General features: G+C 73.2%; 22 protein-coding genes. 14 read left to right on the top strand and 8 right to left on the bottom strand.

Annotated features, from left to right (window positions below; genetic code table 11):
* The first annotated feature begins 90 nt into the window (after positions 1-90).
* On the top strand, positions 91-1,089 hold the full coding sequence (locus ABD691_RS24180) for an isoaspartyl peptidase/L-asparaginase family protein (RefSeq protein WP_344683362.1): 999 nt from the start codon (positions 91-93) through the stop codon (positions 1,087-1,089).
* 54 nt (positions 1,090-1,143) lie between these two features.
* Here ABD691_RS24180 and ABD691_RS24175 read toward each other — a convergent pair whose 3' ends face one another.
* Both ABD691_RS24175 and ABD691_RS24170 read right to left on the bottom strand, forming a co-directional pair.
* A complete protein-coding gene (locus ABD691_RS24175; RefSeq protein ID WP_344683360.1) occupies positions 1,144-1,764 on the bottom strand; it encodes a nucleoside/nucleotide kinase family protein in 621 nt (206 codons plus the stop codon).
* A 79-nt stretch (positions 1,765-1,843) separates the two neighbouring features.
* Entirely contained in the window at positions 1,844-2,698 is an 855-nt protein-coding gene (locus tag ABD691_RS24170; protein WP_344683359.1) for an alpha/beta fold hydrolase, read from the bottom strand.
* A gap of 85 nt (positions 2,699-2,783) precedes the next feature.
* Here ABD691_RS24170 and ABD691_RS24165 point away from each other — a divergent pair, with 85 nt between their 5' ends.
* Positions 2,784-3,338 (top strand): CGNR zinc finger domain-containing protein, encoded by a 555-nt coding sequence (locus ABD691_RS24165; RefSeq protein ID WP_344683358.1) that lies wholly within the window; start codon positions 2,784-2,786, stop codon positions 3,336-3,338.
* A 6-nt stretch (positions 3,339-3,344) separates the two neighbouring features.
* Here ABD691_RS24165 and ABD691_RS24160 read toward each other — a convergent pair whose 3' ends face one another.
* On the bottom strand, positions 3,345-3,788 hold the full coding sequence (locus tag ABD691_RS24160) for a GNAT family N-acetyltransferase (protein ID WP_344683522.1): 444 nt from the start codon (positions 3,786-3,788) through the stop codon (positions 3,345-3,347).
* 18 nt (positions 3,789-3,806) lie between these two features.
* Positions 3,807-4,739, bottom strand: a complete 933-nt coding sequence (locus ABD691_RS24155) for a S66 peptidase family protein (RefSeq protein WP_344683357.1) — start codon at positions 4,737-4,739, stop codon at positions 3,807-3,809.
* A gap of 157 nt (positions 4,740-4,896) precedes the next feature.
* On the opposite strand from ABD691_RS24155, the gene ABD691_RS24150 reads away from it, so the two are divergent.
* From ABD691_RS24150 to ABD691_RS24120, 7 genes are all read left to right on the top strand, one after another.
* Complete coding sequence (locus ABD691_RS24150; RefSeq protein ID WP_344683355.1) at positions 4,897-6,066, top strand: MFS transporter; 1,170 nt, start codon at positions 4,897-4,899, stop codon at positions 6,064-6,066.
* A 224-nt stretch (positions 6,067-6,290) separates the two neighbouring features.
* Positions 6,291-6,857 (top strand): DUF3090 domain-containing protein, encoded by a 567-nt coding sequence (locus ABD691_RS24145; protein ID WP_344683353.1) that lies wholly within the window; start codon positions 6,291-6,293, stop codon positions 6,855-6,857.
* Between the two features lie 5 nt (positions 6,858-6,862).
* On the top strand, positions 6,863-7,657 hold the full coding sequence (locus ABD691_RS24140; RefSeq protein ID WP_344683352.1) for an SCO1664 family protein: 795 nt from the start codon (positions 6,863-6,865) through the stop codon (positions 7,655-7,657).
* Positions 7,642-8,568 (top strand): MBL fold metallo-hydrolase, encoded by a 927-nt coding sequence (locus ABD691_RS24135; RefSeq protein ID WP_344683350.1) that lies wholly within the window; start codon positions 7,642-7,644, stop codon positions 8,566-8,568. The genes ABD691_RS24140 and ABD691_RS24135 overlap by 16 nt, the downstream gene beginning before the upstream one ends.
* Positions 8,569-8,632: 64 nt before the next feature.
* Entirely contained in the window at positions 8,633-9,457 is an 825-nt protein-coding gene (locus ABD691_RS24130; RefSeq protein ID WP_344683348.1) for an SDR family oxidoreductase, read from the top strand.
* A gap of 23 nt (positions 9,458-9,480) precedes the next feature.
* Complete coding sequence (locus ABD691_RS24125) at positions 9,481-10,164, top strand: FadR/GntR family transcriptional regulator (RefSeq protein WP_344683346.1); 684 nt, start codon at positions 9,481-9,483, stop codon at positions 10,162-10,164.
* Entirely contained in the window at positions 10,161-10,967 is an 807-nt protein-coding gene (locus ABD691_RS24120; protein WP_344683344.1) for an ABC transporter ATP-binding protein, read from the top strand. The genes ABD691_RS24125 and ABD691_RS24120 overlap by 4 nt, the downstream gene beginning before the upstream one ends.
* Before the next feature lie 129 nt (positions 10,968-11,096).
* On the opposite strand, the gene ABD691_RS24115 is transcribed toward ABD691_RS24120, so the two are convergent.
* Entirely contained in the window at positions 11,097-12,329 is a 1,233-nt protein-coding gene (locus ABD691_RS24115; RefSeq protein ID WP_344683342.1) for a serine hydrolase domain-containing protein, read from the bottom strand.
* A 120-nt stretch (positions 12,330-12,449) separates the two neighbouring features.
* Here ABD691_RS24115 and ABD691_RS24110 point away from each other — a divergent pair, with 120 nt between their 5' ends.
* From ABD691_RS24110 to ABD691_RS24090, 5 genes are all read left to right on the top strand, one after another.
* Complete coding sequence (locus tag ABD691_RS24110) at positions 12,450-13,211, top strand: nucleotidyltransferase domain-containing protein (protein WP_344683340.1); 762 nt, start codon at positions 12,450-12,452, stop codon at positions 13,209-13,211.
* Between the two features lie 59 nt (positions 13,212-13,270).
* A complete protein-coding gene (locus ABD691_RS24105) occupies positions 13,271-13,642 on the top strand; it encodes a hypothetical protein (RefSeq protein ID WP_344683338.1) in 372 nt (123 codons plus the stop codon).
* Positions 13,643-13,722: 80 nt separating this feature from the next.
* Positions 13,723-15,129, top strand: a complete 1,407-nt coding sequence (locus ABD691_RS24100) for an ATP-binding protein (protein WP_344683336.1) — start codon at positions 13,723-13,725, stop codon at positions 15,127-15,129.
* Positions 15,126-17,084: a VWA domain-containing protein gene (locus ABD691_RS24095; protein ID WP_344683334.1), complete on the top strand. Its 1,959-nt coding sequence runs from the start codon at positions 15,126-15,128 to the stop codon at positions 17,082-17,084. The genes ABD691_RS24100 and ABD691_RS24095 overlap by 4 nt, the downstream gene beginning before the upstream one ends.
* Positions 17,085-17,138: 54 nt before the next feature.
* Positions 17,139-17,672: a nitroreductase family protein gene (locus tag ABD691_RS24090; protein ID WP_344683333.1), complete on the top strand. Its 534-nt coding sequence runs from the start codon at positions 17,139-17,141 to the stop codon at positions 17,670-17,672.
* 138 nt (positions 17,673-17,810) lie between these two features.
* Here the strand turns inward: ABD691_RS24090 and ABD691_RS24085 are convergent, their stop codons facing one another.
* Genes ABD691_RS24085 through ABD691_RS24075 form a run of 3 tightly spaced genes read right to left on the bottom strand, consistent with a single transcriptional unit; the run spans position 17,811 to position 20,679 of the window.
* Positions 17,811-18,704, bottom strand: coding sequence for a glycine betaine ABC transporter substrate-binding protein (locus ABD691_RS24085; protein ID WP_344683330.1), 894 nt, complete (start codon positions 18,702-18,704; stop codon positions 17,811-17,813).
* Between the two features lie 36 nt (positions 18,705-18,740).
* On the bottom strand, positions 18,741-19,625 hold the full coding sequence (locus tag ABD691_RS24080; RefSeq protein ID WP_344683328.1) for an ABC transporter permease: 885 nt from the start codon (positions 19,623-19,625) through the stop codon (positions 18,741-18,743).
* Entirely contained in the window at positions 19,618-20,679 is a 1,062-nt protein-coding gene (locus ABD691_RS24075; protein ID WP_344683326.1) for a quaternary amine ABC transporter ATP-binding protein, read from the bottom strand. Before ABD691_RS24075 ends, ABD691_RS24080 begins: the two co-directional genes overlap by 8 nt.
* Between the last annotated feature and the right edge of the window lie 55 nt (positions 20,680-20,734).

The following is a 20,734-nucleotide window of genomic DNA, read 5'->3' as shown; positions in this document are numbered from 1 at the left end:
GCATGACCTGGAGGTCGTCATGAGCGACGCTTGTTCCCCGCTCGTGATGGCCGACCGGGTGCGGGTGCCCCGCATGACAAGGAGATTCGCATGACTCGTCGTGGTGTGGCCGTGCTGGGCGGCGTGGTTGCGGTACCGATCCTGGCGCTGAGCGCCAGTTCCGGTTGGGCCGGGGGAGAGGCGCACGAGGTCAGCCTCGCCGTCCACTGTGGAACGGATGCGCTGGTGCGGGAGGAGACCCCGCCGGAGGTGGGCGCGCAGTACGAGGCGATGTTCCAGAAGGCGCTCCGGGCGGGGCACGAGGTGCTCGGCAGCGGCGGCCGGGCAGTCGACGCAGTGCAGGCGGCCGTCGTGGTGCTGGAGGACGACCCGCTGTGCAACGCCGGGCGCGGCGCGGTGTTCAACACCGACGCCGAGCACCAGCTGGACGCGTCCATCATGGACGGTCGCAACCTCGACGTGGGCGGCGTCGCCGCGGTGGAGAACGTCAAGAACCCGGTCAAGGCGGCCCGGCTGGTCATGGACGAGACGCCGCACGTGCTGCTCGCGGGCGAGGGGGCGGACGACTTCGCGGCGGCAAGCGGGCTGGAAACCGCTACGCAGGACTATTTCTGGACCCAGAAGCGCTGGGACTCGCTGCTGGAGGCGAAGCGGGACGCCGCCGCGGTCGCGGGCGAGGAGCACGGCACGGTCGGGGCTGTGGCGGTGGACTCGCACGGCGACCTCGCCGCAGCGACCTCGACCGGCGGCCTCACGAACAAGATGGTCGGGCGGGTCGGCGACTCGCCGATCGCGGGTGCGGGAACCTACGCGGACAGCAGGTTCGTCGCGGTTTCCGGTACGGGCAAGGGAGAATCGTTCATCCGGGCCAACGCCGCCCGCGAGGTCGCGGTGCAGATGGAGCACCGGGGACTGGACGTGGCCGACGCGGCGCGGGCCGCGATCGACCGGGTGGTCCGCGCCGAGGGCGACGGCGCGCTGATCGCGCTCGGCCGGGACGGCGAGTTCGCGGCACCGAGCACAGATTCGGCGAAGTACGGCTGGATCACCAGGTCCGGCGAGGTCGAGACCCGCTTCTACCGGGACTAGGCGGAGGGCGACGCCCGCGGACAGCAAGCGACCCTCCGGGCTCAAGAACCGCCGCTACTCCAGACTGTCGACGACGGCGGGACGCCCGGGCCGGTCGGCCCGGACGAGCGCATCGGCCACCCGCTCCGGACCGACTTCGTCGGCGTAGCGCCGGAAAGCGGGCAGCTGCCACGAGGTGACCCGCCGTTCGAGCGCCGCGGGCGGCAGCCACAGGTGCACCGCGAAGTCGAACGGCAGCCCCGCGCCGAGCAGCAGCGGGCCGTCGACCACGGCTACGCCGCGGTCGGCCAGCCGCACCCGGTCCAGCCGGGGCGACCGGTCGGCCGCGGCATCCCAGAGCGCGGGCAGGACCTCGCCGGTCCCGTTGCGGGACAACGGATCCAGCACTTCGCGGCGCAGGCCGGCGAGGTCGAACCAGTCCTCGTAGTAGGAGTCCGGGTCCTCGCGCCCGCGTTCCAGCCGCAGGGACGCCGGGCGGAGGTAGTCGCTCATCCGGATCCGCACGACGTCGCGACCGCGGACCCGCAGCGGTTCGACGAGCGCGTCCGCGAGCTCGGAGGTGCCCGCTTCCGGAGCGCCGTCGACGGCCACCCTGGGCCACCGCGCGTCCACCGACTCGATGCGGTCCACGAGTTCGGACACCAGCAGTTCCGGGGACACGGGGCGGACACGCATGGGGCCAACCCTAGGTGTTCCTCCCGACCTCCAGTGCCCGGCGCAGGTCGGCGCGGGCCTGCTCGGCGGCCGGACACACCTAGGCGGCCAGGAACTCCCGGAGGTGGCGGAGGACTTCGCCGGGGCGCTCCTCGGCGAGGAAGTGGCCGCACTCCGGGATTCCCGCGCCGCGCACGTCGTCGGCGTACTCGCGCCAGACGTCGAGCATCGGCAGGCGGGCGGGCAGTCCGGTCGCGCCCCAGAGGGCGAGCACCGGCATGGTCAGGCGGCGGCCCGCCTCGGCGTCGGCGTCGTCGTGCTCGGCGTCGGTGGGGAACGAGGCGCGGTAGTCGTCGAAGCCCGCCCGCAGCGCCCCGGGGACGGAGAACGCCCGCACGTACTCCTCGACCGCCTCGGGTTCCAGGCCGTGCCGGTTGTGGGTCCAGTGCTCGAAGAAGTACCCCAGGTACCCGGCGACGTCCGCGCCCGCCAGGCGTTCCGGCAGGTCCGGCTGGAGGTGGAACAGCCAGTGCCAGTAGCCCGGCGCCACCCCGGCGTCGAGCCGCCGCCACATCTCCCGGGTCGGGATGATGTCGAGCACCCCCAGCCGCCGGACCTGCTCCGGGCGGTCCAGCGCCCAGCGGTGCGCGACCCGCGCGCCCCGGTCGTGGCCGACGACGTCGACCTCGCCGAACCCGAGCTGCTCGACCAGCGCGGCCATGTCGGCGGCCATCGTGCGCTTGTCGTAGCCGTCGCGCGGCTTGTCGGTCCGGCCGTAGCCGCGCAGGTCCGGGGCGATCACGGTGTGCGTGCGGGCCAGCTCCGGCAGCACCCGCCGCCAGCAGTGCCCGGTCTGCGGCCACCCGTGCAGCAGCACCAGCCCAGGGCCCTCGCCCGCGCGCCGGTAGTGCACCCGCACCCCGTTGGCGCTGGTCACGTGTTCGCTGACGTGCATCTCACGACTCCTAACTGTCTAAGACGGTTAGAATCGTAGCCGACTGGGCGGACGGCACAATGCGGATGCGGAGGACGGAGGACGCATGGGCGATTGGGTGTGGGACGGCGGACGTCCCTGCCTCGACCTGGTCAACACCGTCCGGGACCGGTACCTGGCGGGCCGCGAACTGCTCCGGGAACCCGCCGACCTGGCCGAGTGGCTGCGCCGCGCGGAACTCGCCGACGCCGTGCCGGCCGAGGACCAGCTGCGGGCGGCGCGGGAGCTCCGCGAAGCCGTCGACCGCGCGGTCCGCGCGGAGCGGCCGGACCCGGCCGACGTCGAGCTGATCAACTCCTTCGCCCGCGACCGGCACCGCGCCGCGACCGAGATCCGGCTCGCCGGCAACGGCTCCGCGGTGGCGTGGACGCCGCCGCCCGCGGACCCGGTGCGGGCCGCGCTCGGTGCGCTGGCGGCCGACGCGGTGGACCTGATCACCGCGGAACGCGCGCAGCGGGTGCGCATCTGCGCGTCGGACCGCTGCGGCATCCGGTTCGTCGACGCCTCGCCCGCCCGCAACCGCCAGTGGTGCTCGATGGCGCGCTGCGGCAACCGGGAGAAGGCGCGCCAGCACTACGCCCGGCGCAAGGCCGGGAGCTGAGCGCGGTCACAGCGGCAGCTTGAAGCCCTCGTGCGAGGCGGTGAAGCCGAGCCGCTCGTAGAACCGGTGGGCGTCGCCGCGGGTTTTGTCCGAGGTGAGCTGGACGAGTACGCAGCCCAGGGATCGTGCTTCGTCGATAGCCCAGCGCACGAGGGTTTCGCCGAGACCGAGGCCGCGCGCGGAACCGGCGATCCGGACGCCCTCGATCTGCGCCCGGAGCGCGCCCCTGCGGGACAGGCCCGGCAGCAGCGACAGCTGGAGGGTGCCGATCACCTGGTGATCGCGCTCGGCGACGACCAGGTGTTCACCGCGGTCGGCGTCGATCTGCGCGAACGCGTGCTCGTAGGGCGCGAGGTCGTCCGGCGACTCGCGGGTGCTGCCGAGCTCGTCGTCCGCGAGCAGGGCGACGATGGCGGGCACGTCGGCGCCGGTGGCGCGGCGGATGATCACGTCGGTCACGGGTACTTCCTACAGCAGCGCCGGTTGCAGGATGCTCAGCCTGCGGGCGTCGGTGTCGAGTTCGGCGGCGACGCCGAGCGGGATCGTGCGCTGGGCGTCGCAGTGGCCGAAGCCGAGCTCCCAGACGATCGGGATCCCCAGCTCGCCGAGCCGGTCGGCCATCACCGCCCGGACCTGCTCCGGCGGGCCGCAGTCGGTCCACGACCCGAGCGCGATCCCGCCCGCCCGGTCGAACCAGCCCGCCCGCAACAGCTGGGTGAGGAACCGGTCGAGCTTGTAGGGGGCCTCGGTGACGTCCTCCAGCATCGCCAGGCCGCGTTCCGGCGGGGTGGGAGCGTCCGGCGCGCCGAGGGCGCCCGCGACGATGCTCAGGTTGCCGCCGTAGGTGATGCCGCGCGCGCGGCCGGGGACCAGCGCGTCGGCTCCGGACCGGGTCAGGATCGTGACCCGCTCCGGCTCGAACAGCGTGCGCCGCAGGTGTTCCCGGGCCGGCGGGTCCTCGGCGAAGGCGCGGGTGGCCGGCATCGGGCCGAAGATCGTCACCAGGCCCAGCTGGGTCGCGAAGGCGTCGTGCAGCGCCGTGACGTCGCTGGAGCCGACCAGGATCTTGGGTCCGGCCGCGGCCATCGCCGCCCAGTCGAGGTGGTCGAGCACCCGCATGCAGCCGTAGCCACCCCGGACGCAGAACACGGCGCGGACCTCCGGATCGCACCACGCCTGCTGGAGGTCGAAGGCCCGGTCGGCGTCGGTGCCCGCGAGGTAGTCCAGCCGCGGGTGGCGCTCGCGCACGTGCTTGCCGACGGCGACCCGCACGCCCCACTCCTGGATCCGCTCCAGGCCGGTGTCGAGCAGCTCCGGCGGGACCGGTCCGGCCGGAGCCACCAGGGCGACCGTGTCGCCGGGCCGCAGCCGGTGCGGACGGCGCAGTTCACGCATGCTCATCGGCGAAGCTCCGTTCGCGCAGACCTCGCGATCTTGACCACTGCGGCTGAGCGTATCGGCACCGGGGACGGCGTGCCGGATCGGCGGGAATCCGCCATCGAGGGTGCACGTCGCGAACCTGCCAGACCGCGCGGCGTCCGGTTGGTCGACTGGGCGCATGACCACGATTTCGCGCACCGCTGGAGAAGCGGTGACCGGCCGGGGCGCCGTCGCGGCGGTGATGCTGGGGATCTTCGCCATCGTCACCACCGAGATCCTGCCGATCGGCCTGCTGACCTCCGTCGCGACGAGCTTCGAGGTCTCGGCCGGGGCCGCCGGGCTGATGATGACCATGCCCGGGTTCCTGGCCGCCGTCGCCGCCCCGGTCGTCACCGTCTCGACGGCGCGGCTGGACCGGCGCCGGATGCTGTGCGGCTTCGTGCTGCTGCTGGCGGTGGCGAACCTCCTCGCCGCTGCCGCGCCGGACTACCGGGTCTTGCTGGTGTCCAGGGTTCTGGTAGGGATCGTCATCGGCGGCTTCTGGTCGATCGGCGCCGGGCTGGCCCCGCGGCTGGTGCCGCCGGAGCGGGAGGGGCGGGCCAAGGCGGTGATCTTCTCGGCCGTCCCGCTCGGTTCCGTGCTCGGGGTTCCGCTGGGCACGCTGATCGGGCAGGTCTTCCACTGGCGGATGGCGTTCGGCGTGCTGGCCGTGTTCGCCTTCGGCGTGCTCGCCGCGCTGGTCGCGGTGCTGCCCCCGCTGCCCGCGACCCGGCCGACCAGGCTGGGCGTGCTGCGCGACGTGCTCCGCGGGACCGGAACCCGCTTCGGCCTGGTCGTGACCTTCCTCGTCGTCCTGGCCCACTTCGGCGCCTACACCTACGTGACGCCGTTCCTGGAGCAGGTCCCCGGGGTCGGCCCGGCGGTGATCACGGTGTTCCTGCTGGTGTACGGCGCGGCCGGGATCGCGGGCAACTTCCTCGCGGGGTCCTGGGCCGAGCGGAGACCGCGCGGCACCTTCGCGGTTGTCGCGGGCCTGCTCGCCACGGCGGTGCTGCTGTTGCCGGCCGCGGGTCGGTGGGGCCTCGGTGCGCTCGCGCTGCTCGTGGTCTGGGGAGTCGCTTACGGCGCAGTGCCGGTCTGCTCGCAGACGTGGTTCACCAAGGCCGCGCCTCGGTTCCCGGAGGCGGCCTCCGTGCTGTTCACCTCGTCGTTCCAGGCGACCATCTCCGCCGGCGCGCTGGCCGGGGGAGCCGTGGTCGACGCCGGGTCGCCCTCGGCGGTCATGGTGTTTGGCGGTGGTGTCGCGGTGCTGGCGGTTGCCGTGCTCGCGCGCGCCCGCGTGGCATGAGGACGTGCTCGCCGCGCATCCGGCCGCTTGCACGTGCTCGCGGTGGCGTGATCGAAGTCCTGTTCGCGATGAGCGAACGAGGCCTCCCGCGGGTGACCTGGGCGATCGTGCAGGAAGAACGGGTCGCCCGCGGGCGTTGATCCGGCTGGTCGCCGGTGGTGCGGCGGGAATCGGGGGGACGGCCGCGCACGCACCGGCCCCGGTGGCCTAGTGTCGGAGGTGTCATGGCCCGCGTCATCCACGTCTTCCGCCAGCCCGACCGGTTCGTAGCAGGAACGGTCGGCGAACCTGGCGACCGCGTTTTCTACCTGCAGGCGTCCGAGGACGTCCGCACGGTCAGCGTGCAGCTCGAGAAGCAGCAGGTGTCGGTGCTCGCCGAGCGCATCGGCGCGCTGCTCGACGAGGTGCGGCGGCGGTTCGACACCGAGCTGCCCGCCGAACCTCCCGAGGACCTGGTCGACACCGACCCGCTGCGCGTCCCGGTCGAGGAGGAGTTCCGGGTCGGCACCATGGGCCTGGGCTGGGACGCCGAGACCGAGGCGGTGGTGGTCGAGCTGCTGGCCGTCACCGAGGAGGAGGTCGACGAGTCGGTCGTGCTCGACGACACCGAGGAGGGCCCGGACGCGGTGCGGGTGTTCCTCAGCCCGGCGCACGCGCGGGCCTTCGCCGAGCGGGCCGAGCGGGTCATCAACGCGGGCCGCAAGCCGTGCCCGCTGTGCGCGGAGCCGCTGGACCCGGCAGGCCACATCTGCCCGCGGCAGAACGGTTACCGCCGCTCGGACGAGGACTAGCCCCGGTGGCGGCCGGGGAACCCGCCGTCCGCGAACTGCTGCGGCACGGGCGGATCGAGGTCCGGGGGCGGCTGGTCGAGGCGTCCAACGCCACCCTGCTCTGCGACGTCGAGCTCGACGGGCTCGCCGCCGAGTGCGTCTACAAGCCGGTCCGCGGCGAACGCCCGTTATGGGACTTCCCGGACGGCACGCTCGCCGGCCGGGAGGTCGCATCGCACCTGCTGTCCGAGGCCACCGGGTGGGACCTGGTCCCGCCGACGCTGCTGCGCGACGGCCCGTTCGGGCCCGGCATGGTGCAGCTGTGGGTGGACACCGAGGAGGGCTCGGAGCTGGTCGACATCGTCGCGCCGGACGCGGTGCCGGACGGCTGGCTGCCGGTCCTGCGGGCGCAGGACCACCACGGTTCCCCGGTCGTGCTGGCCCACGCCGACCACGAGCGGCTGCGGCTGCTGGCGGTGCTCGACGTGGTGATCAACAACGCCGACCGCAAGGGCGGGCACATCCTGCACGCGCCGGACGGGCGGGTGCTGGGCGTCGACCACGGGGTCAGCCTCAACACCGACGACAAGCTGCGCACCGTGCTGTGGGGCTGGATCGGGCGGGAGCTGCCCGCCGAAGCCGTCGAACGGCTCGGCGAGCTGCGCGCGCTGCTGGAGGGCGAGCTGGCCGAGGCGCTGGCCGAGCACATCACGCCGAAGGAAGTGCAGTCCGTGGTCCACCGGGTGGAGCGCCTGCTGGGGGACGGGGTGTTCCCGGCGCCGTCCGGGGAGTGGCCCGCGATCCCGTGGCCCGCGTTCTGATGCCGCGCGGGAGGTTCGCCGACCGGCTCGCGGCTCCGCTGCCCGGGTTCGGCGACGTGATGCGGCTGATGTGGGCCGGTGCCGGCCGCCCGCTGGCCGACGATGTGGACCGGGTGCCGGTGCTGCGGACCGGGCTGCCGCCGGTGACCGCCGGCGACACCGCGCTGACCTGGGTCGGGCATTCCACGTACCTGGTGCGCACCGGCGGGGTCTCGGTGCTGACCGATCCGGTGTGGTCGACGCGGATCCCCGGAGTCCCGCGCCGGGTCACGCCGCCCGGTGTCGCGTTCTCGGACCTGCCGCCGGTCGACGCCGTGGTGATCAGCCACAACCACTACGACCACCTCGACGCGCCGACGATCGCGCGGCTGCCGCGCCGGACCCCGGTGCTGGTGCCGCTCGGGCTCGGCCGGTGGTTCCGCGCACGCGGCTTCACCAGGGTCGTCGAGCTGGACTGGTGGGAGTCCGCGGAGGTCGCGGGCCTGCGGTTCGACTTCGTGCCGGCTCAGCACTGGAGCAGGCGCGGGCTGCACGACACCTGCGCGAGCTTGTGGGGCGGCTGGGTGATCACCGGCGACCGGCGCCTCTACCACGCGGGCGACTCCGGGTACGGGCCGCACTTCGCGGAGATCGGCCGCCGGATGCCCGGCATCGACGCGGCGATGGTGCCGATCGGCGCGTACGCGCCCCGGTGGTTCATGCGCCCGGTGCACATCGATCCCGAGGAGGCCGTGCGGGCGGTCGGCGACCTGGGCGCCCGCCGCGCGGCGAGCATGCACTGGGGCACGTTCCGGCTGACCCGCGAGCCGCTGACCGAGCCGCTGACCCGCCTGCGCAAGGCGTGGCAGGAGGCCGGGCGCGACCCGGCCGACCTCTGGGACCTCGCGATCGGGGAAACGCGGTTCCTGTGATCACCGGGGATTCCGGGATCATCGTGGGTTCCGGGACAATCAGGGATTCCGGGATCATCGGGGGATGCCGGAACTGAGCAGGGACCCGCTGCCGCTGCGGGACCGGGTCGCCCTGGTGACCGGGGTCAGCCGCAGGCAGGGGATCGGTTACGCCATCGCCCGCCGCTTGGCGGCCTACGGCGCGAGCCTCTACCTCCACCACTACCGCCCGCACGACGTGGACCAGCCGTGGGGCCCGGACGACGTCGACGCCGTCGTCGCCGGGGTGGCCGATCAGCTGGTGCCGACCGCCCGCATCGCCCACGGCGAGGCCGACCTGACCGGACCCGAACAGCCGCAACGGGTTCTGGACTCCGCGGTCGCCGAGTTCGGCCACGTCGACGTCCTCGTGTGCAACCACGCGCGCAGCGGCTCGGACGGAGCGCTGGGCGAGCTGGACGCGTCGATGCTCGACGGGCACTGGGCCGCGAACACGAGGTCGGCGATCCTGCTGGCGCAGGCGTTCGCCGCGCAGCACGACGGCCGCGCCGGGGGCCGGATCGTGTTCATGACCTCCGGGCAGCAGCTCGGCCCGATGCCCGGCGAGGTGGCCTACGCCGCGGCCAAGGGGGCGCTCGCCGAGATCACGACCACGCTGGCCGACCAGCTCGCCGACGCCGGGATCACGCTCAACACCGTCAACCCCGGCCCGGTGCAGACCGGCTACCTCGACGAATCCGCCTGGCGTGCGGTCGCGCCGATGTTCCCGTTCGGCCGGTACGGCGAGCCCGACGACCCGGCCCGGCTGATCGCCTGGCTGGCCACCGACGAGGCCCGCTGGATCACCGGGCAGGTCATCAACACCGAGGGCGGGTTCGGCCGCTGGCGGCCCAGGTCCGCAGAGGTCTGAGGACTTCTGCTAGCGTCCGGCGCATGACGCAGGAGTTCCGGCACGGCCCGCTGGTGCCGCAGGTCGAGGAGCGGCTCCGCGAGCTGCTCCGGCAGGAGCGCTGGCCGGTCGGCGCCCGGCTGCCCAACGAGGTCCGGCTCGCCGCCGAGCTCGGGGTGGGCCGGTCGTCGGTGCGCGAGGCGGTGCGGCTGCTGGCCCGCGAGGGACTGCTCGACGTGCGCCACGGCGCCGGGACGTTCGTCGCCGAGCGGCCCGCCGAGCCGGTCGAGGTCATGCTGCGGCGGGCGCGGCTGCTGGAGGTCTACGAGGTCCGCCGCGCGCTGGAGGTCGAGGCCGCGCGGCTGGCGGCCCGGCGGGTGCGGCCGGAGGACGCCGAGGCCCTGACCGAGCGGCTGCGGCGGCGGCAGGAACTCCTCGGCGGGACGCCGGGCGAGTTCGTCGACGCCGACCTGGAGTTCCACCGGGAGGTGGTGGAGCTGTCCGGGAACGCCGTCCTGCTGGGGCTTTTCGACTCCGTGCGGCCGCTCCTGCGCGAGGCGCTGGTCGACGCGGTCGTGCACGAACCCGACCTGCCCGACGTCTCGTGCGCGCACGCGGACCTGCTCGCGGCGTTGCACCGCGGCGACGCCGACGCCGCCATCGCGGCGACCGAGCGCAACCTGGCCGACGTCATGCGGATGATCAGCGAGAAGGTGGCCGAGCAGTGACCGGTTCCAGCGTCGTCCTCCGGGCGACCGACGTCGACGTGGTCCGCGAGGGCAACCACCTGCTGCGGTCGATCTCCCTGACCGTCCGGCGGGGTGAGCACTGGGCGCTGCTGGGCGCCAACGGCGCGGGCAAGAGCACCCTGCTCGGCCTGCTCGGCGCGGTGAGCCATCCGACGCGCGGTGTCGTCGAAGTGCTGGGCCGCACCCTGGGGCGCGTCGACATGCGGGAGCTGCGCTCCCACGTCGGGCACGTAAACCCGCGCCACCCGCTCCAGTCACCGCTGCGCGTCCGAGACGTGGTGCTGACCGGCCTGACGAACACCAACGAGCTCGTGCCCAGGTGGGAGCCGACCGGCGAGCAGCTGGCGCGGGCGGACCGGCTGATCGGCACGCTCGGCATGGCGGCCAGGAGCGCGGCGCGGTGGCCGACGCTCTCGCAGGGAGAGCGCGGCCGGGTCCTGATCGCGCGGGCGCTGATGCCCCGGCCGCGCCTGCTGCTGTTCGACGAGCCGGCCACCGGGCTCGACCTCGCCGCCCGCGAGCAGTTGCTGAGCAGTATCGACGCGCTGCGGGGCGAGCATCCCGAGCTGGCGACCGTGCTGGTCACCCACCACCTCGAAGAGCTCCCGGCCAGCACCACCCACGCACTGCTCCTGCGCGCGGGGCGGTGCCTGGAGTCCGGGCCGGTCGACGAGGTGCTGACCACCGAGCACGTCAGCAGGTGCTTCGGCCACCCGGTCCGGATCGCCCGGACCGAGGGCCGCTGGGCGGCGACCGCCGCCCGCGCGGCGGCTTTCGTCTGACCGGGCGGCGGCTTTCGTCTGACCGGCGGGGGCAGAAGGCCCCGGCGGATCCGCCGGGGCGAACCGAACGCGGCCCGGACCGCTCGAAACCCAGCGCGGCGACTCCGCACCCAGCGCGGCGGCTCCGCCTCAGTCGACCAGCGCCTGGTACACGAGCTGGTGCAGCTGGGTCCGGATGGGGTGGACGCTGGACGGGACCAGCTGGGTCAGGAACAGCACCGTCAGCTCCTCGGCCGGATCGACCCAGAACGCCGTGCTGGCCAGTCCGCCCCACGAGAACTCGCCCGCGGAGGACAGCACCTTGCCGGCCACCGGGTCGTCGACCACCGCGAAGCCCAGCCCGAAGCCCTTGCCCGCGTTGGTCACCTCGGAGAACGACCCCAGCGCGATCGACTCCAGGTCCGCGCCGCCGGGCAGGTGGTTGCGGGTCATGTACCGCAGCGTGCGGTTGCCGATGATCCGGACGCCGTCGAGCTCCCCGCCGCCGAGCAGCATCCGCAGGAACCGGTGGTAGTCGCCCGCGGACGAGACCAGCCCGCCGCCGCCCGAGAGCGCCTTGGGCACCTCCAGTCCGACGCGGCCGAACTGCTCGTTGCGCACCGCGCGGCCTGCCGGGTCGGCGGAGTAGAGGGCGGCGAGGCGGTCCGCGTCGGCCTCGGCGACGCCGAAGGTGGTGTCGTGCATGCCCAGCGGATCCAGGATCCGGCCGCGGAAGAACTCGTCCAGCCGCTGCCCGGACGCCACCTCCACGACCCGGCCGAGCACGTCGGTGGAGACCCCGTAGTTCCACGCCTGGCCCGGGTCGAACATCAGCGGCATCGCCGCCCACGCGTCGCAGCAGCCCTCCAGGTCCAGCGCGCGCGGGGTGCCGAACTCGAAGCCGCCCGCCCGGTACACCGCGTCGACCGGGTGCAGGTTGTGGAAGCCGTAGGTGAGCCCGGAGGTGTGCGTGAGCAGGTGCCAGACCAGCATCGGCTCCGCCGCCGGGCGGGTCACCGGCCCGCGCGCCGGGCCGCCGGTGTAGACCCGCAGGTCGGCGAAGGACGGGATGAACCGGCTGACCGGATCGGTGAGCTCCAGCGCGCCTTCCTCGTAGAGGATCATCGCGGCCAGCGAGGTGATCGGCTTGGTCATCGAGAAGATGCGGAACAGCGTGTCGGTTTCCACCGGCAGCCCGGCTTCGACGTCGCGCGCGCCGTGCGTCGACAGGTGCGCGATCCGGCCCTGCCGGGCGACCAGCACCAGCCAGCCGGGCAGCTTGCCGCTGTCGACGTAGCGGGCGAAGTGCCGGTCGATGCGCTGGAGCCGGGCCGGGTCGAACCCGGCCTCGCGGGGATCGACGTCGGGTTCCAGTGGGCTCACGGACTTCCTCCTCGGCGTCGTGCGCGCCGGACCAGGGTGAGCTCCCCTCGCGGCGACGCGGTCCTTTCTACCGGTCGGCCCCGCGCCGCGACCAGGCTCGCGTCAGTACGCTGGGGCGCTGTGCGAGGCGATGACGAATTCCGCGACCACGTGGCCGACACGCTGGCCGGGCTCCCGGCGGTGCGCGCGGTGGCGCTGGGCGGTTCCCGCGCGACGGGCGCGAACGATCCCGACAGCGACTGGGACTTCGCGATCTACTACCGCGGCCGGTTCGACCCGCAGGACCTGCGCGCGGTCGGCTGGCCGGGGGAGATCTCGCCGATCGGCGGCTGGGGCGGCGGCGTGTTCAACGGCGGCGCCTGGCTGGAGGTCGACGGCCGCCACATCGACGTGCACTACCGCGATCTCGACGACGTGGAGCACCAGCTGGCCGAGGCGCGGGCGGGCCGGTTCCACATCGAGGGGCTGATCTTCCACCTCGCGGGCATCCCCAGCTACCTGGTCGTCGCCGAGCTGGCGATCAACCAGGTCCTGCGCGGCGAGCTGGAACGCCCGGAGTTCCCGGACGCGCTGCGCAAGACCGCGCCGGAGCGCTGGTGGGGCGCCGCGCAGCTGACGCTGGGCTACGCCCGGCACGCGCACGCCGAGCGCGGGCACCTCGCCGAGACCGCGGGCGCGATCGGGACCGCCGCCTGCCAGGCGGCGCACGCGGCCCTGGCCGACCGGGGCGAGTGGGTGACCAACGAGAAGCGGCTGCTGGACCGCGCCGGGCTGCGCGAGGTCGACGCGGTCGCGGCGGGCCTGACCGCCGAGCCCGAGGTGCTGACCAAGGCCGTCGACGACGTGCTGGAGCTGCTCGACGCGCTGGTCGCCGCGGACTGACCGCACGAATTCGTGCGGTACGGCCCCGCGCGATCTTGATCATCCGTAGGATCCAGCGGGTGGACGGTTACCCGGGACTCGAACAGCCGCTCGTCACCATCGGAGACATCTCCGTGACGTCCACGACGGTGTTCACGCCGTCGGGACAGGCACCCGTCAAGGAGGTGCACTGGACGTTCACGGACATGAGCAGGACGACCACCGCCATCCCGACCTGGGCGATCGTGCTCGCCGTGGTCTTCTTCTTGTTCTGCTTCCTCGGCCTGCTGTTCCTGCTCGCGAAGGAGGAGCGCACCTACGGCTACGCGCAGGTGACCGTCCAGGGCCGGAACCTGCTGCACGTCGTCCAGATCCCGGTCGCCAACCCGATGATGGTCGCCGACCTCAACTCCCGGGTGAACTACGCGCGCTCGCTGTCGTACGGCCAGTGAGCCGTCCCGCGACTCGACACATCTGAAATCAATTCACGGTTTACGCGCGTTCGTCGGTGCGGGGCGGTAGCGTCGGACAGGTGACGAGCATCCCGACTCCACCACCCGGTCTTCCGCGCACCGCGGGCGAGTTGCGGGCCAGCGGCCACCTCCCGCGCGGCGTGAAGGCCGAGATCCGCGGCAACCTGCTGACCGCGCTGCGCTCCGGCCGGGCCGTGTGGCCCGGAATCGTCGGGTTCGACCAGACGGTGCTCCCGCAGTTGGAGCGGGCGCTGATCGCCGGCCACGACGTGGTCCTGCTCGGCGAGCGGGGCCAGGGCAAGACCCGGCTGCTGCGCGGGCTGGTCGAACTGCTCGACGAGTGGACCCCGGTGATCGAGGGTTCGGAGCTGGGCGAGCACCCGCTGGACCCGATCACCCCGGAGTCCCGGCGCCGCGCCGAGCAGGAGGGCGACGCGCTGCCGGTGGCCTGGCGGCACCGCGGTGAGCGCTACTCCGAGAAGCTGGCCACGCCGGACACCGCCGTCGGCGACCTGATCGGCGACGTCGACCCGGTCAAGGTCGCCGAGGGCCGGTCGCTGGGCGATCCGGAGACCATCCACTACGGCCTGGTCCCCCGCGCGCACCGCGGGATCGTGACCATCAACGAGCTGCCCGACCTGGCCGAGCGAATCCAGGTCGCGCTGCTGAACGTGATGGAGGAGCGCGACATCCAGATCCGCGGCCACAGCCTGCGGCTGCCGCTGGACGTGCTGCTGGTGGCCACCGCCAACCCCGAGGACTACACCAACCGCGGCCGGATCATCACCCCGCTCAAGGACCGCTTCGGCGCCGAGGTCCGCACCCACTACCCGCTGGAGCTGGAGGACGAGATCTCGCTGGTGCGCCAGGAGGCCGTGCTGGAGGCCGAGGTGGGCGACCACCTGCTGGAGGTGCTGGCGCGGTTCGTCGGCCACCTCCGGGAGTCCTCGGCGGTCGACCAGCGCTCCGGCGTCTCGGCCCGGTTCGCCATCGCCGCCGCCGAGACGGTCTCGGCCGCCGCGCTGCACCGCGCCGCCGTCACCGGCGAGGACCCGCCGGTGGCGCGCCCGGTCGACCTCGACGCGGTTCCCGCCGTGCTGCGCGGGAAGGTCGAGTTCGAGGCGGGCGAGGAGGGCCGCGAGGACGAGCTGCTCGGCTACCTGCTGCGCCGGTCGGTCGCCGACACCGCGCGCGGCGTGTTCGCCGGTCTCGACCTGCAGTCGCTGGCCGACGCCGTGGTGGACGGCCACCAGGTCGCCACCGGTGAGCGGATCGCCGCGCACGACGTGCTGACCGCGCTGCCGGAACTGCCGGTCCTGCACCAGGTCGCCGAACGGCTGGACGTGCGCGCGGGCGACCCGCCCGGCCGGATCGCCAGCGCGGTGGAGCTGGCGCTGGAGGCGCTGTACCTGTCGAAGCGGCTGAGCAAGGACGTCGAGGACGACAGGTCGGTGTACCGGCGATGAGCGGGAAACCTCGCCGCTACCGCTACCGCGCCTGGCACGGCGGGGCGGATCCGCTGGAACCACCGGTGGACCTGCGCTCCGCGCTGGACGCGATCGGCCGCGAGGTGATGGAGGGCGCGTCCCCGCGCGCCGCGCTCGAAGAGCTGCTGCGCACCGGCACGCGCGACTCCTCGGGGCTGGACGAGCTGACCCGGCGGCTGTGGCAGCGGCGCGCCGAGCTGCAGCGCAGGCACAACCTGGACGGCACCCTCAACGAGGTCCGCAGGCTGCTCGACCGCGCGCTTTCCCAGGAGCGGCAGGCGCTTTCGGCCGAGCAGGGCGAGGACGCGCGGTTCCGCGAGCTCCAGCTGGACGCGCTGCCCACCGACACCGCCGGTGCGGTCAACGAGCTCGCGAACTACGACTGGCGGTCCTCGGACGCGCGGGAGACCTTCGAGGAGATCCGCAACCTGCTCGGCAGCGAGTTCATGGAGCAGCGCTTCCAGGGCATGAAGGAGGCGCTCCAGCAGACCACGCCGGAGGACGTCGAGCGGGTCCGGCGGATGCTCGACGACCTCAACGACCTACTGGCCGCGCACGCGCGGGGCGACGACACCGGCGAGCAGTTCGACCGGTTCATGGCCGAGCACGGCGAGTTCTTCCCGGAACAGCCCCGCGACGTCGACGAGCTGATCGACGCGCTCGCGGCCCGTTCGGCCGCCGCTCAGCGGATGCTGAACTCGATGAGCGAGCAGCAGCGCTCGGAGCTGGCGGCGCTGTCGCAGCAGGCGTTCGGCGATCCGCGCATCGGCCAGGCGTTGCAGCGGATGGACGCGCAGCTGCGCGGTCTGCGCCCCGGCGAGGACTGGACCGGCCGGGCGCGGTTCCGCGGCGACCAGCCGATGGGGCTGGGTGAGGCGACCGCCGCGATGGCCGAGCTCGGCGAGCTGGACCGGCTGGCCGAGCAGCTGGGGCAGGCCTATCCGGGCGCGCGGCTGGAGGACATCGACCTGGAGGCGCTGGAGCGCCAGCTGGGCGGGCAGGCCGTGGTCGACGCGCAGCGGCTGTCGGAGATCGAGCAGCAGCTGCGGCGGCAGGGGCTGCTGGAGCGCGCGTCCGACGGCAGCCTGCGGCTGAGCCCCCGCGCGATGCGGCGGCTGGGCGAGACCGCGCTGCGTTCGGTGATCTCGCAGCTGCGCTCCCGCCGCGGCGAGCGCGACACCGACCGCGCGGGCGCGGCGGGGGAGCCGACCGGCACGACCCGGCCGTGGGCCTTCGGCGACTCCGAGCCGTGGGACGCCGGGCGGACGGTGCGCAACGCCGTGCTGCGGCGAGCCGCCGAGGGGACTTCCTCGCCGCTGCTGGACGTTTCGGACCTGGAGGTCGCCGAGACCGAGCAGCGGTCGCGGTCGGCGGTCGCGCTGTGCGTGGACACGTCGTGGTCGATGGTGCAGGACGGCCGCTGGGTGCCGATGAAGCGCACCGCGCTCGCCCTGCACCACCTGGTGGCGACCCGGTACCGCTCGGACGCCCTGCAACTGGTCACGTTCGGCCGCTACGCGTCCACTGTGGACGTCGGAGAGCTGGCGGCGCTGGAGGGCACCTGGGAGCAGGGGACCAACCTGCACCACGCCCTGCTGCTCGCCGGGCGCCACCTGCGGCGGCACCCCGACGCGCAGCCGGTGGTCCTGGTCGTGACCGACGGCGAGCCGACCGCGCACCTGGAACCGGACGGCACGGCGGTCTTCCAGTACCCGCCCGCGCCCCGGACGCTGTCGGCCACGCTGTCCGAAGTGGACTCGCTGAACCGGCTCGGCGCGACGCTGAGCGTGTTCATGCTCGGCGAGGACCCGCGGCTGGAGGCGTTCGTCGACATCGTCGCCCGCCGCGGCGGGGGACGCGTGGTGGCACCGACTCCCGACGGGCTGGGCGCCGCGGTCGTCGGCGACTACCTGCGGACCAAGCGCCGCCGCTGAGGATCCCAGGTGTCCCGGAGGTCAGCGGCACGGCACGTGCTTTGATTCCGGGTCGTGCCGCACCACGAGACACCCGCGACCGATCCGCTCCAGCCGCTGCGCTCCCTCCGCGCCACCCGGTGGTTCACCGGTGACGACGTCACCGACGACGTGCTGCGCCGCATCCTGGACACCGCCCGCTGGACCGGGTCCGCGCGCAACCGCCAGCCTTGGCGCTTCCACACCGTCCGCGACGCCGGGACGCGCGAGCAGCTCAGCACCTGCGGTGCCTACGCGCTGCACCTGCGGTCCGCGCCGGTGGTGCTGCTGCTGGCGCTGGACCGCAGCGGGCAGGACGCCGAGTTCGACGGCGGGCGCGTCGCGCAGACCGCCATGCTCGCCGCGCACCTGCTCGGGCTCGGATCCTGCCCGGTCACGTTCTTCCCCGAGGGCAACGCCGAACGGGCCACCGCGATCGCGGGGTTCTCCGACCCCTGGCAGGTGCGCACCGGGATCGCGCTCGGCCACCCGGCGCCCGCGCCTGCCGGAACCCGGGCGATCCCGGGCGGCAGGCACCCGCTCGACGTGCTGTGGTCGGTCAGCCCCTGACTGGTCAGTCCCTGGTCGGTCGGCCCTGGTCGGTCGGCCCGTGACCGGTCGGCCCCGTGGCCGGTCGGCCCCGTGGCCGGTCGACACTGGTCGGTCAGTCCGTGGCCGGTCGGCACTGGTCGGTCGGCCCCTGCCCGGTCAGCGCGCGGGAGCGAAGCTGTTGATCACCTGCGGGTTCTGCTCCGCCCACGTCCTGGCGGCCTGGGACTCCTGACCCTTGGGCGCGCTGTTGATCGCGTTCTCCAGCGACGCCAGCGTCCGGTCGTCCAGCCGGAACTTCTTGACCATCTCGGTCACCTCGGGGAAGTCCTGGGCGAACCCGGGCCTGCCGACCGAGTGGATCTGCTCGGCCGCGCCCATCGCGCCCATCGGGTCCTGCAGGTCCTTGATGGGGTAGCGGGCGTAGGCCCAGTGCGGGTGCCACAGCGTCACCACGATCGGCTTCTGGTCCTTGATCGACTTCTCCAGGGAGGCCAGCATCGCCGTGGTCGACGAGGTCTGCAGCTGGTAGTCCAGCCCGTACCGCGGGATCGCGTTCTCCTTGGTGACACGGCTGAGCCCCGCCCCGGGGTCGATGCCGGTGATGACCCCGCCGAACTCGCCGGAGCGGCCCTTGAGGTCGGCGATCGAGTTGACGTCGACCAGGTAGTTGGGCACCGCGATGTTCAGGGTGGCCTGGTCGTACCAGATCCCGAGGTCCTCCAGCTGACCGCTGTACTGCTTCCAGTAGTCGGCGTGGGTCTCCGGCAGCCAGGCGTCCAGGAACAGGTCGAGGTTGCCCTGCGCCAGCCCGGCGTAGATCGGTCCGACCTCCAGCTCGGTGGTGGTGACGTGGTAGCCGCGCTGCTCCAGCAGCACCTTGTAGAGGTTGGTGACGGCGATGTCCTCGTCCCACGCGATGTAGCCGATGTTGATCCGCTTCTGCTCCTGCCCGGTCTGCGCCTCCCGGCCGCCGCACCCGGCGGCGACCAGCAGCAGCGCGCACAGCGCTGCCAGCAGGGCGGTGAGCGTTCGTCCTCGCGTCATCATCATGGTTTCCGCCTTTCTCCGGTGACGGCGGCGGGCGCGTCACGCACCCGCGGCGGCGGCCCGTCGGGCCGCGCGGGCCGCCGGGGCGCGGTCGGAGAGCACGGCGGTGATGCGGTCCAGGTAGACCGCGAGGATCACCACCGCGACCCCGGCCTCGAAGCCCGGTCCGAGCTGCACCCTGGTCACCGCCGTGTAGACCTCGGTGCCCAGGCCCTCCGCGCCGACCATGCCCGCGATGACCACCATCGACAGCGACAGCATGATCACCTGGTTGATGCCGGCCATGATCGACGGCATCGCCAGCGGCAGCTGGATCCCGGTCAGGATCCGGCTCGGCGGCGCCCCGAACGCCTCCCCGGCCTCGACCACCTCGGTGTCGACCTGCCGGATGCCCAGCTCGGTCAGCCGCACGCCGGGCGGCAGCGCGAAGATCACCGTCGCGACCACGCCGGGCACGGTGCCGATGTTGAAGAAGAAGATGACCGGGATCAGGTAGACGAACGCCGGCATGGTCTGCATCAGGTCGAGCACCGGCCGCACGAGCAGGCTCACCCGCCGGTGCCGCGCCGCCAGGATGCCGACCGGCACCGAGATGACCACCGCGATCACGGTCGCGACCAGCACCAGCGCCAGCGTCTGCATCGCGGGCTCGAACTCCAGCATGCTGATCACCAGCCCGAAGCCGACCAGCGTGAACAGCGCGAACCGCCAGCCGCGCAGCCACAGCGCCAGCAGCACCAGGATCGCGAGCACGACCACCTCCGGCGGCCAGAGCAGGATCGAGGTCAGGCCCGACACCGTCGACCGGATCGCCAGGTCGACGAAGTCGAACACCGGGCCGATGCTGTTCTCCAGCCAGCTGACCAGCGCCTGGAACCAGTCCCCGAGCGGAACCCGGGGCAGCTGCGCGACCACGTCACCCATGGGACGCCTCCGGAGCCGTGCTGAGCGCGCCGAACAGCGCGTCAGCGGTGATCACGCCGACCAGCCGCCGGTCCCCGGCGATCACCGGCAGCGCCGTGTTCTCGCCGGCCATCAGCGGGAACAGCCGGTTCATCGGCGTGGTGTCCAGCACCGGGTCGCCGACGGTGTGGCGCAGGCGCAGCTCGGCCAGCACCTCGTCGAGCTCGCCGGAGGCGGGCCGGGCGACCGAGGCCGCGGTGAGCACCCGGCTGCGGTCGACGTCCTGCACGAACCGGGTGACGTAGTCGTCGGCGGGCTCGCTGAGAATCTGCTCGGAGGTGCCGATCTGCACGATCCGGCCCGCGCGCATCACCGCGATCCGGTCGCCGAGCCGCATCGCCTCGTTGAGGTCGTGGGTGATGAACACGATCGTCTTGCCCAGCCGGGACTGGAGGTCGACCAGCTGGTCCTGCATCTCGCGCTTGATCAGCGGGTCCAGCGCGCTGAACGCCTCGTCCATCAGCAGCACGTCGGTGCCTGCCGCCAGCGCCCTGGCCAGGCCGACCCGCTGGCGCATCCCGCCGGAGAGCTGCTGCGGGTAGCGCTGCTCCCAGCCCGCCAGCCCGACCAGCTCCAGCGCCTCGGCGGCCCTGTCCCGCACCTCCGCGGCGTCGGCGCCGCGGACCCGCAGCCCGTACCCGGCGTTGTCGGCGACCGTCCGGTGCGGAAACAGCGCGAAATGCTGGAACACCATGCTCATGGTCTGCTGCCGCATCCGGCGGAGGTTCTTTCCGGACATCGCGGTGATCTCTTCGCCATCGACGTGGACCTGCCCGGAAGTAGGGGTGAGCAGACCGTTGAGCATTCGGATCAACGTCGATTTCCCGGAACCGGACAGGCCCATCACGACGAACGTTTCCCCGGGGTGCACGGTGAAGTTCGCATCCACCACCGCGGCCGTCGCGCCCGCGGCCCGGACATCGTCCGGACCAGCACCTTCGCGGAGCATGCGGACGACTTCGGCGGGTTGCGGGCCGAATATCTTGAAAAGTCCATCCACCCGTACCGATGTCATCGATCGCCTCCGCTGCCCCGGGGAGTCCACGCCGGTACCGGCCGTCGATGTATCC

The sequence above is a fragment of the Saccharopolyspora taberi genome, from assembly GCF_039534165.1.
Classification (GTDB): Bacteria; Actinomycetota; Actinomycetes; order Mycobacteriales; family Pseudonocardiaceae; genus Saccharopolyspora_D; species Saccharopolyspora_D taberi.
This window is presented reverse-complemented; position numbering and strand designations above follow the sequence as displayed.